The 13,797-nt window shown below is 56.2% G+C and carries 12 protein-coding genes; 10 read left to right on the top strand and 2 right to left on the bottom strand.

The window, feature by feature from the left end:
• Positions 1-528 precede the first annotated feature (528 nt).
• The 10 genes from DAERI_RS14095 to DAERI_RS14055 all read left to right on the top strand — a co-directional run bounded on the left by DAERI_RS14095 (position 529) and on the right by DAERI_RS14055 (position 11,750).
• Entirely contained in the window at positions 529-1,785 is a 1,257-nt protein-coding gene (locus DAERI_RS14095) for an exopolysaccharide biosynthesis polyprenyl glycosylphosphotransferase (RefSeq protein ID WP_103130067.1), read from the top strand.
• Between the two features lie 36 nt (positions 1,786-1,821).
• Positions 1,822-3,147, top strand: a complete 1,326-nt coding sequence (locus DAERI_RS14090; RefSeq protein WP_103130066.1) for a nucleotide sugar dehydrogenase — start codon at positions 1,822-1,824, stop codon at positions 3,145-3,147.
• Complete coding sequence (locus tag DAERI_RS14085) at positions 3,144-4,082, top strand: Gfo/Idh/MocA family oxidoreductase (RefSeq protein ID WP_103130065.1); 939 nt, start codon at positions 3,144-3,146, stop codon at positions 4,080-4,082. The genes DAERI_RS14090 and DAERI_RS14085 overlap by 4 nt, the downstream gene beginning before the upstream one ends.
• A 1-nt stretch (position 4,083) precedes the next feature.
• Complete coding sequence (locus DAERI_RS14080; RefSeq protein ID WP_103130064.1) at positions 4,084-4,662, top strand: acyltransferase; 579 nt, start codon at positions 4,084-4,086, stop codon at positions 4,660-4,662.
• Positions 4,659-5,780 carry a DegT/DnrJ/EryC1/StrS family aminotransferase gene (locus DAERI_RS14075; protein ID WP_201262763.1) on the top strand — a complete coding sequence of 374 codons (1,122 nt, stop codon included), beginning with the start codon at positions 4,659-4,661 and terminating at the stop codon, positions 5,778-5,780. Before DAERI_RS14080 ends, DAERI_RS14075 begins: the two co-directional genes overlap by 4 nt.
• A complete protein-coding gene (locus tag DAERI_RS22065) occupies positions 5,780-7,192 on the top strand; it encodes an MATE family efflux transporter (RefSeq protein ID WP_133162040.1) in 1,413 nt (470 codons plus the stop codon). The genes DAERI_RS14075 and DAERI_RS22065 overlap by 1 nt, the downstream gene beginning before the upstream one ends.
• A gap of 76 nt (positions 7,193-7,268) precedes the next feature.
• Positions 7,269-8,330, top strand: coding sequence for a glycosyltransferase (locus DAERI_RS22060; protein ID WP_165794214.1), 1,062 nt, complete (start codon positions 7,269-7,271; stop codon positions 8,328-8,330).
• Entirely contained in the window at positions 8,327-9,403 is a 1,077-nt protein-coding gene (locus tag DAERI_RS14065; protein WP_103130160.1) for a glycosyltransferase family 4 protein, read from the top strand. The genes DAERI_RS22060 and DAERI_RS14065 overlap by 4 nt, the downstream gene beginning before the upstream one ends.
• A 71-nt stretch (positions 9,404-9,474) precedes the next feature.
• The gene (locus DAERI_RS14060) at positions 9,475-10,653 is read left to right on the top strand and encodes an O-antigen ligase family protein (RefSeq protein ID WP_165794213.1); all 1,179 of its coding nucleotides are present in this window, start codon (positions 9,475-9,477) and stop codon (positions 10,651-10,653) included.
• Positions 10,653-11,750, top strand: a complete 1,098-nt coding sequence (locus tag DAERI_RS14055; protein WP_103130063.1) for a glycosyltransferase family 4 protein — start codon at positions 10,653-10,655, stop codon at positions 11,748-11,750. The genes DAERI_RS14060 and DAERI_RS14055 overlap by 1 nt, the downstream gene beginning before the upstream one ends.
• On the opposite strand, the gene DAERI_RS14050 is transcribed toward DAERI_RS14055, so the two are convergent.
• Both DAERI_RS14050 and DAERI_RS14045 read right to left on the bottom strand, forming a co-directional pair.
• Positions 11,697-13,031 carry an O-antigen ligase family protein gene (locus tag DAERI_RS14050; protein WP_103130062.1) on the bottom strand — a complete coding sequence of 445 codons (1,335 nt, stop codon included), beginning with the start codon at positions 13,029-13,031 and terminating at the stop codon, positions 11,697-11,699. The genes DAERI_RS14055 and DAERI_RS14050 overlap by 54 nt on opposite strands.
• A complete protein-coding gene (locus DAERI_RS14045) occupies positions 13,028-13,627 on the bottom strand; it encodes a tetratricopeptide repeat protein (RefSeq protein ID WP_235610399.1) in 600 nt (199 codons plus the stop codon). Before DAERI_RS14045 ends, DAERI_RS14050 begins: the two co-directional genes overlap by 4 nt.
• Positions 13,628-13,797: the final 170 nt, after the last annotated feature.

Here is a 13,797-nt window from a genome sequence, read left to right as displayed (position 1 = left end):
CGACTCCAACCCGCAACGGTCGAGGTGCTTCTCGGCAGCTCTCAGGGCCTCTTTCCGAGTGTCCCCGCCCCCACCACGCGGCGCGCACTCGCCTCCCCCCACCGCGGGGACCCACGTGGCTGTGAGGTGTTCTCCATCCACGTCACGTTCACTCTTCCCCGAAAGTCAAGTTGTCAGCGCCACGGCGAGGACCGTGGGCAGCTTCCTGTTGCCCGGAAGCGGGGACGCCCGGTCCCCGGCGCCACGCCCCCAACCCACCGCTCCCAGGATGGGGCACAGCCGGGTGAACACCCTCCCACCCGCACCCCAAAAGTATGAAGTTTTCGTAGGCACCCCTGACATCTTTCTCTTACACTGGCCCAGCGAGTGGGGAGAACACATCCCGCACATGAGCGCCATGAGTACGACGCCTACCTATACAGTTCCGTTTAGATCGCCCTAGCGGGGCGTTTCCCGGCCACCGCGCTCAGCGTTACATTTGGTTGCTGCCCGGTCAGATTAAGCTAACCTGAAGTCAGAGGGGGGTTCATGATCGTCAACCGGTTCCATCCGTCTCAGCATAGTCACCTAAGGCTCAAGCTTCTCACGGCACTCACGGCCCTGGATCTGGGGGCGGCCGCCCTGTTGAGCCTGCTGCTGGGTGGTCTGATGCCTGGGGCAACCTGGGCCGTGGCGGCGCTCTGGCTGCTGGCGACCTGGACCGCCTGGGTCGTGACCCGGGAGAACCGGCACGCGCTGGCGCTCGACCCCTACGCCCGGGCGGTCACCACGCCCCTGCTGGCGGCAGTCCTGGCGCTGGGGCTAGCGGGGCTCTCGCACCTCGCCCTCCCGCCCGGCGAGTTCCTGCTGCTGCCCCTGGTCTGGGGCATGACCATGATCCTGGCCCGCCTGGCGCTGCGGCGGATGACGCCCCCGGTCCTGATCGGCACCTCGGCGAATGCCAGCCACTCCCTCCCCCACCACTCCCGGGTCCACTACGTCCGCCTCGACGCGCCCCGGGAGGTCACGCTGCGCGAGGTGGATGCCCTGCTGCTCGACCCGTCCGCGCCCTCCTGCCCGGAGTGGCTGGAGCTGGTGCTGCACGCTCAGGCGTCAGGCACGCCCGTGTGGACGCCCGCCACGCTGGGTGAGGAACTGCACGGGCGGGTGGCGCTGGAACACCTGCACACGGGCCGGATGGACCAGACGAACTTCGACGATACCTATGCCGTCCTCAAGCGCCTCTTCGACATCGTCGCCGTCCTGGCAGCGCTGCCGGTGCTGCTGCCGCTGCTGCTGGTGGTAGCGCTGCTGGTCGCCCTCGACGCCGGGCGACCCGTGCTGTTCTGGCAGTGGCGGGTGGGGCAGCATGGTCGGCCCTTCCGCATCGCCAAGTTCCGCACCATGAAGCGCGATTCCGAGAAACACGGCGCCGCTTTCGCCCAGGCCGGTGACCTGCGGGTGACCCGGCTCGGCGGGTACCTGCGCAAGTTCCGGCTCGACGAGTTGCCGCAGTTCTGGAACGTCCTGCGCGGCGACATGAGCATCATCGGACCGCGCCCCGAGCAGCAGGCCTTTGTCGAGCAGTTCGAGCGCGAGCTGCACCTCTACCCGGTGCGGCACTGGGTCAAACCCGGCATCACCGGCTGGGCGCAGGTCACGCACGGCTACGCCTCCGGGGCCGACGAGACGCTGGAGAAGCTGCGCTACGACCTGTACTACATCAAGAATTTCTCCTTCTGGATGGACGCCCGGATCGTCGCCAAGACGCTGTGGACGATCTGCACCGGATTCGGCGCGCGCTGAGAGTTCCGCCGCAGCGTTGCTTTCCCTGAGGTTGTTATGACAAATGTGCTTGAAGTCAGTCACGCGGCTGCCCTGATCGGGCGGATTGAAAACCGCACGGCCAGGATCGGTGTTATCGGTCTGGGGTACGTGGGCCTCCCCTTCCTCGTGGAAAAGGCCAAGGTCGGCTTTCACGTCACCGGGATCGACCGCAACCCCGAGCGGGCCGCGAAGGTGGCACGAGGCGAGAATTATATCGGCGACGTTCAGGACGAGGACCTGCGGGACATCGTCGCGCGGGGGCTGGTGTCCACTTCCACGAGCTTCGAGGTGGTGGCCGACCTCGACGTACTCGTGATCTGTGTGCCCACCCCGCTCGACATCAACCTCAGCCCGGACCTGAGCTATGTGCGCCACGTCACCGCAGAGATCGCCCGGCGCCTGCGCCCCGGCCAGCTCATCAGCCTGGAAAGCACAACCTACCCCGGCACGACCGAGGAGGTCATGAAGCCCATCCTGGAAGCGGGCGGGCTGCGGGCAGGTGTGGACTTCTTCCTGGCGCACTCGCCAGAGCGAGTTGACCCCGGCAATGCCCGGTACACGACCAAGAACACCAACAAGGTGGTGGGTGGCAACGACCCCGCGAGCCTGGAAGTCGCTCTGGCGTTCTACCGGCAGACCATCGACCACGTCGTGTCAGTGAGCAGCGCCAAGGCCGCCGAGATGGTCAAGGTGTACGAGAACACCTTCCGCGCAGTGAATATCGCCCTGGCGAACGAGATCGCCCTGCTGTGCGACCGGATGGGGATCAGCGTCTGGGAGGTGCTGGACGCGGCGTTCACCAAGCCGTTCGGCATCATGCCCTTCTACCCCGGCCCCGGTGTGGGCGGGCACTGCATCCCGCTCGACCCGCACTACCTGGAGTGGAAGGCGCGCGAGTACAACTTCCAGACGCACTTCATCGCTCTGGCGGGGGAAACGAACCGGAAGATGCCGGAGTTCGTGGTGGACAAGGCGGCGCGCGTGCTGAACGCCCACCGCAAGCCGCTGAACGGCTCCAACGTGCTGCTGCTCGGCATGGCCTACAAGAGTGACCTGGACGATTACCGAGAGTCGCCCGCCCTGGAGATCTACAAGCTGCTGGCACGGGCCGGGGCAAACGTGACGTTCCACGACTCGTGGACGCCGGAGGTCAGGGAACACGGCGTCGAGGCGAGCGGCGTCGACCTCTCGGACGAGGTGCTGGAGGCGGCCGATCTCGTCATCATCACCACCAAGCACAGCGATGTGGACTATGCGCGCGTGGTGGACAAGGCCCAGGCCATTCTGGATACCCGGTACGCCACCCGGGGCCTGAGCAGCGAGAAAGTGGCTCTGCTGTGACCCGTTTCGCTCTCGTCGGCGCCTCCGGCTACATCGCGCCGCGTCATCTCAAGGCGATCAAGGACACCGGGAGTGAGCTCGCGGCGGCCCTCGATCCCTTCGACTCGGTCGGCATCCTCGACTCCTACTTCCCGCAAGCGGAGTTCTTCACGCAGCCTGAGATTTTCGAGCGTTACCTCTACGACGCCCAGCGCCAGGGTGAAGGTGTGAACTACGTCAGCATCTGCAGCCCCAACTACCTGCACGACGCGCACATCCGCATGGCAATGCGGGCGGGCGCGGACGCCCTGTGCGAGAAGCCCATCGTCCTGAACCCGGGCGACATCGCCGCGCTCAAGGAGGTGGAGGCGGAGACGGGGCGCCGCGTCTGGACCATCCTGCAACTGCGGGCACACGCTGCCCTCGAAGCCCTCAAGGCACGGCTCGACGGGGAGGGGGGCGGCAAGCGGGAGGTCGACCTCTCGTACATTACCAGCCGGGGCACCTGGTACCTGCGGAGCTGGAAGGGCCGGGTGGAGCAGAGCGGCGGCCTGGCCACCAACATCGGCGTGCATTTCTACGACATGCTCGCCTGGATGTTCGGGCGCATCGAGCATGTGGAGGTCCACCAGCGGACGGACACCGTCTGTGCGGGCTACCTGGAACTCGAACGCGCCCGCGTGCGCTGGTTCCTCTCCATCGACCCGACCTATATTCCGACCGAGCTGAGCGCGAAGGGGCAACGGACGTACCGGTCCATCACGATCGACGGGCAGGAGATCGAGTTCAGCGAGGGCTTCACCGACCTGCACACCGAGGTCTACCGCCGCACGCTGGCGGGCCAGGGCTTCAGCCTGGACGACACCTACGAGGCCATCGCCACCGTCGCGCGGATTCGCTGTGCCCCGCTCGTCTCCCCTGCTGCCGAAACCGGCCACCGCTTCCTGAGGTCCTGAGATGGGGTGGTGGAAGCACGAGAGCGCCTACGTGGACGAGGGCGCGACCATCGGCACGGGCACCAAGGTTTGGCACTTCAGCCACGTCATGCCGGGCGCCGTCATCGGTGAACGTTGCTCGCTGGGGCAGAACGTCTTCGTGGCAAACAGCGTGACCATCGGCAATGGCGTCAAGATTCAGAACAACGTCAGCGTGTACGAGGGCGTGATCCTGGAGGATTACGTCTTCTGCGGCCCGAGCATGGTCTTCACCAACGTCCGCACGCCGCGCAGCGAGTTTCCCCGCAACACCAGCGCGGACTACACCGTGACCCGGGTGGGGCGGGGGGCGAGCATCGGTGCCAATGCCACCATCGTGACCGGAGTGACGCTACACGAGGGGGCCTTCGTGGCTGCCGGTGCAGTCGTCACAAAGGACGTGCCCGCATATGCGATGGTGGCAGGCGTGCCTGCTCGTCAGATCGGCTGGATGAGCGCCAGCGGTGACATCCTGGACTTTTCCCAGGGCGATACGGTCACCGACAGCACCGGCCACACCTACCAGAAGATCAGCGACACCGAAATCAGGAGACTCGCGTGACCAGCACCGACATCACCCGGATTCCCATCCTCGACCTCTCCCCGGAGATCGACGAGCTGTGGGACGAACTCAACGCCGCCATCCAGCGGGTCATGCGCTCGGGGCACTTCATCATGGGGCCCGACGTTCTCGCCTTCGAGCAGGAGGCCGCCGCCTACCTCGGCGTAAAACATGCTGTGGGTGTCAACAGCGGCACGGACGCCCTGATCATCGGCCTGCGCGCCCTGGGTATCGGCCCCGGCGACGAGGTCATCACGACGCCCTTTACCTTCTTCGCCACCGCCGAGAGCATCAGCAGCGTGGGGGCTACCCCGGTCTTTGCGGACATTGATCCCCGCACGTACAACATCGATCCCGCCCGGATTCGGGAGCAGATCACCCCGCGCACCCGGGCAATCATGCCCGTCCACCTGTACGGCAACCCCTGTGCTATGGACGAGATTATGGCCATCGCCGAGGAGCACGGCCTGCTGGTGATCGAGGATTGTGCGCAGTCCTTCGGCGCACGGTACAAGGGTAAGCAGACGGGCACCATCGGCCATGTCGGCGCCTACTCGTTCTTCCCCAGCAAGAACCTGGGCGCGTTCGGGGACGGCGGCCTGCTGGTCACGAATGACGACCGGGTGGCCGAGCTGGCGCGGATGCTGCGTGCTCACGGCTCGCGCAAGAAGTACCACAACGAGATGCTGGGGTACAACAGCCGCCTCGACACCATTCAGGCGGCGATTCTGCGTGTGAAGCTGCCGCATATCGACCGCTGGAACAAGGGGCGCCGCCAGGTGGCCGCCACGTACAACGAACTGCTGAAGGACGTGCCCGGGATCGTGACTCCCGAACTGAGCGAGGGGCACGTGTTCCACCAGTACACAATCTGCTTGACCGAAGCCGACCGCGATGAGGTGCAGCAGCGGTTGGAGGAACAGGGGATTGGGACAATGGTGTATTACCCAGTGCCTCAGAATGAACTCCCTATTTATAAAAATATGAATGCTCCTGTGAAAAACAGCCTTAGTACCAGCAAGATGGTGCTCAGTCTACCAATATGGCCAAGTCTTGCCATTTATGCGCAGGATGTCATCGTAGGTAATTTAGTTGCCGCGCTCATAATTGAAGACTAATGCAACAACTAGGGAAGTTTCCAAAAATTGATGGTCCAATAGGCCATATACTTAAACTATTTGGTGGATCAGCGGTTGGACAACTTGTTAGTATAGCTTTCGTACCTATATTAACTATCCTCTATACTCCCAATGAATACACCGTGTATGCAACGTATTCAGCTATTATAGGCGTATCTGCCGTGTTTTATTCCTTGCGCTTAGAGCAAATTCTGATCACTGCTCCTAATAGTAAAACATTCCTTCTAGCCCGATCAGCTAAATATCTTGGCACGTGCTCTAGCGTTTTTGTTGGCATCGCGTCTTATTTCTATTTCAATCATCTATATGGTATAAAGTCAGGCTTTCTTTATGCCGTTCTTACTGGATTGGGTGTCTACGCATCAGGACATCTTAACGTAGCATATCAACTTGCTATGCGGGAAGAAAATACACAATCAATGGCAATTACTAGAATTGCAACGCCAGGTGTTAGCAGTATTTTACAGAGCCTGTTTTCATTTCTTCGTAGCGGCGCAATCCTTGTTTTGGGCGACGTACTAGGTAGGCTGGCATCTTTACTAATCATAAGAAGGGCCAGCCCACGTAAAGAAGATAGAGGCCCTCTTAGGTTTGTTCAGGTTAAAGCCGTGGTGCAAGAAAATTTTGATTTCGTCAAATTTAATTTATTGACTTCACTATCTAGTGTTATTAGTGTTCAATTACCAGCATTTCTGTTACCCTTACTATATAAAGATAATGCCGGGTCATTTCTATTTGCACTCCGACTTGTTTCTCTTCCCATTCCCCTGATTAGTCAATCAATAAGTTTGGTTCTACTCAAGGAATCATCTTATAGATCTGAAGATGAAATGGCTTTCAATATCAAAAGAGTAGTTAAGACTCTTTTAATATTTCTTGTACCATCAATGCTGTGGGTAGCAATATATTCTAATTTCATCTCAACTGCCTTGCTACCACAACAATGGAAGGATATAGGACTCTACTTAGGCTACTTTGCAGTTTGGATAATCTTATGGGTGCCTTCCAGTTCATTGAGTTCGGTTTTGATATATAAGAGTAGACAACGCGCTTCCTTCAAATTCGCCGTTTTTGAATTAGTAACGCGCGCTTTAGCTATACTAATTCCATTTTTCCAAAGCGCCTCTCTCGCAAACCTAGCTATATTTGTCACCTTGGGAAATTGTTTGATCGCCTTCTGTGCTTTATACTGGTTCCTCAGTATGCAGAGAATCAGTCTGTACTCTATATGTTTAGAGGCGACCCCAATCATATTGTTGTCCGTCGTACCGATTCTACTTTACTGCGTAATTATTAACGCCCTTCGCATTCCATTTAATATTACAATCTGTTTACTATCGCTCATTGCCGCCATGATACTAATTGTGCGATTTAAGGGATGGTGGATTTGACATGAAGGTATTAACAGTAGTGCCCTTCTATCCGAGGGGATCGCACCCCTATGCCGGAATATTCTTACACACACAAGTGAAAAGGTTAATTGAGGTAGGCGAAATTACTAATGACGTTTTATTTTTCAAACAGTACGTCCCAAAATTCATTGCGAGATATAACCCAAGATGGCAGGAGATCGAAAGCCTACCGCATGAATATATATTCGATGGTATTAAGGTTGAAACTCGAGAAATTATCAGCTTGCCAAAAAACTCATCGCACTGGATGGCTTGCCTACAAATGCGAAGTATAATTCGATCCAAAATTAGGCAAAATAATTACAATATAATTCACGCTCATTTCGCCTATCCGTATGGTCTGGCCGCCGCATTAGCAGGCAAAGATTGTGGAGTCCCTGTAGTAATCACCTGTCATGGTTCAGACATTAATACTTTACCCAAAAGAACCATTGATGCGCAAATAGGGGTTCGTCTAGCTTTAACCACATCAGACAAAGTTATAACAGTAAGTCGCGCTCTTTCTGAGTCTGTAAAATCTATAGTAAGCCGATCAGTGGAAGTTATATATAATGGTGTTGATCCATCAGTAGTTAACGTCGAAAAGCTTGAGCGAATTATATACGTTGGCAATCTTATAAAGACAAAGGGCATAAGAGATTTAATTACTGCTTTTAAAAAATCTAACGCGACAAATCTCGTACTAGTCGGGGATGGGGAAGAAAGAGAATTTATAGAGACTCAAGCAAAATTACTTCCTGCCGGCAAAAGCATTGTCCTACTTGGCAAATTGGAGAATATGGTAGTACGCAAAGAGATTGCGATGTCCCAAATTCTGATACTCCCAAGTTACTCAGAGGGCCTGCCAACGGTTATCATGGAGGCAATGATGGAGGGCGTTCCAGTTGTTTCAACCAATGTAGGGGGGATCCCTGAAATTGCTCACCATAATCAAAATGCACTGCTCGTTGGCGTTGGCAACAGTGATGAGTTAGCTATGGCAATCAACCGTTTATTAGAGGATATAGAGCTACGAGAGGAGTTCTCGGATAGATCGCTAAGATATGCAGAGCGCAATCTGAATTCAGTAGAAGCCGCAAAAAGCATACTCAATATATATAGGAGTCTTTTGAAATGAAAGTTGCGATTGTTATGTATGGTAAAGACATCAAAGGGGGTGGGGGAGCAGAAAGACGTTTTGCACGAGTTTGGAGGCACCTGATTAATCATAACGACATTTACCTTATTATTAATAAAGGTTTAGGGAATGATCTTCGCTTAATAGGAGCAATAAATGAATCCTCCTCGCACAATTTAATTGAATTAGAAGAAAGCAGTTCTTTATCTTACTGCATCAAGGTTCTCAGGATACTGATTGCTAAGAAGATTCAGGTGGTCCATTTTCCGCTTCCACAATTCAAACTACTCCCATTGTATATAATGCTTCCAAAAAATATTGCTTTCGTTCACACCATAGCTCTTAGTGCTTTCGCTCATAGAGTAAAAACTCCCCTAGCCACCTCCATATTGAGTCGATTTCTCTGGCTCAAAGCAGACGCTCTAGATGCTCTGTATGCTTCATTTCTTGATAATTGTGATCGAAATATAAAGGATAAGGTTCACGTAACACCTTGCTCCTTTACTGATTACGATAAATTCAAGCCAAGTGCGAGCAAGAAAAATATAATTGTATTCAGTGGAAGGCTTATAGATGAAAAAAACCCATTGCTATTTACAGAAGCACTTCATCAAATATACACAAACGGTAATCAAGACTGGACGGCCTATATAGCTGGAGATGGCCCACTTAAAGATGCCGTTGAAAATAGTATAATCGAATATGGGTTATCCAGTCATATTGTAGTTGGTCGCCAAGCAAATATTGAAAGTATACTTGCGGAGTCAAAAGTATTTGTATCGATTCAAAAGACCGAGAATTACCCTTCACAAGCATTGTTAGAAGCAATGGCATCAGAAAATTTTGTTATTGCTACTAATGTGGGCGAAACAGGCCGTCTTGTAATTAGCGAATTTACAGGTGTCCTTATAAATCAGTCTCCCAGCGCCTTAGCTTTTGAAATACAAAAGGCCCTACAGGATGAGGCACACAGGAAAACAATAGCAGAGAATGGTTCCAAGTTAGTCAAAGAAAAGCACACAATCGATATGTTTGCCAATTACCTATTAGATCTTTGGAAAAACACGATATGAGCCTTAATGTGTTCTACATACTTTGTTTGCTCCTCTATTCATTCGATTTCGCACTGGTTCTACCCTTCTCTATGCCTGGCGTGGGTTCTCTCTCAATAGGAAAGCTAGGATTATTAGTATCAATACTTTTGATTGCACTGACTTTAATAGGCGAGAAGGAAGTAACCACGAGTAGGAAGGCCATGCTTTTAATAACACCTTTCGTGCTCTGGTTTTTGTACATATCACTATCTTCCCTTTGGTCTCCCAATCAAGATGGGGCAAGCAGGTATGTAGTGTTAAGTGGATTCAATCTTTTATCGCTGCTTATAGCTCTAAAAGCCGGACAAAACCGCTCTCATGCCAAAGCCTTGATATTCTCTATCATTGCAGTTTCCCTTGGTTTTGCATTAGTAGATTTTTCCTTCGACTACAGACCACATATATCTCGACAATATAATTTTACGAACGAGGTTGTAGGCATATTCCCAAACTCAATATCTCTGGGATTTACTCTAGCCTCCGTTTTACCGGGAATATTACTATATATAATCAACAAGGGAGCAATAAACATTAGGCTCGGCGTAACAGCCATACTGTCAATTTTAGTAATTTTTCTCACAGGTTCACGATCTTCCCTTATTTCATCCGCACTCAGCACCATTATTATGTATTCTATATGCAGAACCCAAAGGCGCACCCGTACAATACTTATATCGTCCATACTACTAGTTGTGGGCTTCATTTTCGGAGAACATATCTACAGCTCCATCCTTCCTGCGCCCATTGCCGCAAAGATTTCAACTATACCACAACTACTATCAAATGATGGGGGCTTCGACGCAACAGCGAGAGGCAAAGCTGTACAATTTGGCTTGGAATACTTTAAGAGTAATCCAATTATAGGATATGGATCAGCGGCTGTTGAATATATGTTTCAAGACATTCCCGAATTAGCGGTAGAGAGTAACATAAATGCACATAATTGGTGGCTGGAGAACGCAATAAATGGAGGCATCATATCATTAACTCTATTCTTATTAGGCTATCTCAATGTACTCATCAATATAATAATTGCTTTTAGGAAAGATTTTTCCCTACTGAACTGTATACTAGCAGGATACATCGTTGCGTTTCCCATGTTGGTTTTTGGTCCTGGATCAATAACAAATTTACCATTTCCCTGGATTCTTTTAGGTCTTGCCGTCGCTAGGATCGTCAATGAGAGTGCTGAAGACACAAAGCACACTCATAGTGTGCTGAGGGCTTAGTGAAACTTCTATACGTCATCACCCTCGCCGAACATGGTGGGGCACAAGCCCATGTGCGAACGCTGCTTGCTTGTATGCGCGAGCAGGCAGAACTTGCCCTCGCCACCTCTGCGGAGGGCTGGCTCACCCAGCAGGCTCGCGCCTTGGGCGTGCCCGTCTACCTTGTACCCGAGCTGGTACAGCCTCTGTCACCGGGCAAGGACATTCGAGCAGTACACGCGCTGCATCAACTGCTCCGCCAACTGAAGCCTGATCTTGTCCACCTGCATTCTTCAAAGGCTGGTCTGCTGGGACGGATAGCGGCCCGGCTGGCGGGTATACCGGCCGTCTTCACGGCTCATGGATGGGCCTTTACGGAAGGAGCGTCGGCCAACCGGCGCCGCCTAGCCATCTGGTCGGAGCGATTGGCCGCCCCACTCGCCACTCGCATCATCTCAGTGTCCGGGTACGACACGGAACTGGCAGGCCGCTGCCGCGTGGGTCACTCAGGCCAGGTGGTGACGATTCATAACGGCATTCCAGAACTGGCGGGGGGCAGGACCCAGCCAGACAGTCCTAGTTCTTGCCGAGTAGTAATGACTGCGCGTTTCGCTCCCCCCAAGGATCAGGCCGCGCTCATTCGCGCTGTGGCCCAGGTGCCCGAGATACGACTCACGCTGATCGGCGAGGGCGAACTTCTGCCCGCAGCACAGGCACTGGCCGCAGAACTCGGGATACAGGACCGCGTCACGTTCCTGGGAGCGCGTTCCGATGTCCCGGAACTTCTTTGCCAAGCGGACGTATTCGCCCTGATTTCCAACTATGAAGGATTCCCCATCAGCATTCTGGAAGCAATGCGCGCTGGCCTGCCTGTTATCGCAAGTGACGTGGGTGGAGTGCGCGAGGCAGTGCAACCAGGGGTGAATGGCCTGCTCGTACCCCGAGCGGATGAAGCGGCCCTCGTGTCTGCGTTGAGGACTCTAGCAACAGATGAACAGAGACGCCGGGCAATGGGCGCAGCGTCCCGCGAGCGATTCGTCGAGGAATTTACGGACGACGCAATGTCAAATGCTGTGTGGGGCGTGTACCTCGATGCCTTGCTGCGCCCCCCGCGTTAAAGTAGGGAAAGCCGAAGTGGGCTGAGCCACCACCGTCCGCGTAGCCCGACGAACAGCGGCCAAACTGCCTAGAGCAAAGAGAATTGCCGCCGTACCCGGAATCGCAGTGGCGTGGGCATCGAAGAGGCCGACAAACAATACGGCGGGAATGGTCGTCCACCAGACGAGCGTGACCGAGTTGGGGTGGCGGCCGAACAGGGGCAGAAGCAGTGTTAAAAGCGTGATCCCGAGGCCGGGAAGACCGAGTTCAGCGAGAAGCTGCAAGCTGTCGCTGTGAGCGTAATTCACAGTACCCCGGTCTATGCCCTCCCCGATCTGGCGCTCTGGACCTCGGTAGATTGGGGATTCGCTGGACAACTGACCGATGCCGACGCCCGTTAGAGGATGCTGCCGCCACATCTCCCGTCCGTAACGCCATGTGGCTCGGCGCTGAGCCAGAAATGACCCCCAGTCACGGTGCAGGCCCATCTGCTGCTGATGTGCGGCGAACCACTGTTGTCCGGCGGGCTGGAGGAAAAACACGCCTACGGCCAACGCGCTTATTAGGGCGAGCGCCGTGAGGATACTGCCCACCACACGCTGTTTCGTCCACACCCACACCAGGAAGGGCAGCCCCGTGGCAAGCAGCACGGCCGGAATGCTGCTGCTGTCCGTCTTCAGGTTCAGCCAGTGCAGCGCCACCAGCAACCCCGCTAACGCCAGCGTGTGCAGGTGCGGACGCGTGAACAGGATCAGGCTGGTCAGCAGGGCGGCGACCGGGATCAGGAAGCCGCTGAAGTGGCTGGGGTTGAAGTAGGGGCCAGTGACGACTCGGGTGCCAGCGCCAGGGTAATACTCGAAGCCCGGCACGAACACGCCGCGCGTTTGCAGGTAGGCGAGGGCTAGCGCGGCGGCACCCGTCAGCACCATGACCGTCAGGACCACCATCTGCCGGCGCCGGGTCCTCGCCAGCAGGTGCAGACTGACCGCCGTGCCGATCACCGCCGTCCACACGCCCGCCCAGCGAAAGGCCTCCCACTTGTACGGCGCCCAGCCCGTGCTCGCCCAGACCCAGGCGAGAAAGGCGAGCGCGGCGGCGAGCCACCAGGGATTGGACACGCGAACCTGGCCCCGCACGCTCAGCGCGAGCAGGGTGACGGCGAGGGTCAGGCAGCCCAGGAGGACCAGCCCGCTCATGCCCCAGCCGAAGGTGCTCCCCTGCGCGAGCGGCCCCCACATGACGGTTAGGCAGGCGAGGGCGAGGGCCAGCCCTTCGAGGACGGCGGCGAGACGCAGCCTCACGACTGGTCTCCCAGCCGCTTCAACGCCGTCTCACATTCCCTGACCGTGTCGATGGCCCAGCAGCGCGCGTAGGCCTGCCGAGCTGCCGTGTCCTTGTGCAGCGCCTCCAGATACCGGGCGCGCTCCAGCCAGTACCCGGCGTTGTTCGGGTCGAGCCGCAGGGCGGGTTCCAGCAGGCTCAGCGCGCGGGCGTACTGCCCCTTGAAGGCGTACATGCGGGCGTGTTCGTAGTGCGGGACGGGCCAGTGGGGGCTCAGGGCCGCCGCGCGGTCGAAGGCCGCGTCGGCCTCGCGGCGCAGGGCGTTCGTCTCCCGGAAGGCCCACAGGCCCCGCAGGCTCTCGGCGAGGGCCAGCTCCACCTGCGCGTCGCCCGGGCTCAGGCGGGCCGCCTGCCGCCGCAGGTCGGTCGCCTCGTCGAAGAGGGCCATGTCCTGCCGGACGTCGGCCTGCCGGGCGAGTTGATGGGCGCGCAGGTCGGTGAGGGCCGTCCAGACCGGGAAGCCCAGGAGAAGCATAGGGGGCACGGCGGCGAACCAGGGAAAGGGGAAGGGCCGGTTCATAGGGGAAAGGGGGTTGTCCACCCGGGCTGCGGGCACAGGGTCATTGTAGGGAGGTGGGCCAAAGGTGGGGAGAACTTTCTGACGGTGGCGGGGTTCACTTTCGGTTACACTCCTGGTGAGGCGATGAACAAGGAATGACACTTGATTCTCACGGATGGTCCATAATTCCCGCGCCGACTCACGCCTTGCCTTGACCCGGTTCCCCC

It is taken from the genome of Deinococcus aerius, from assembly GCF_002897375.1.
GTDB classification, from domain to species: domain Bacteria; phylum Deinococcota; class Deinococci; order Deinococcales; family Deinococcaceae; genus Deinococcus; species Deinococcus aerius.
The sequence above is the reverse complement of the archived record's forward strand: the minus strand, read 5'-3'. Positions and strand labels throughout refer to the sequence as shown.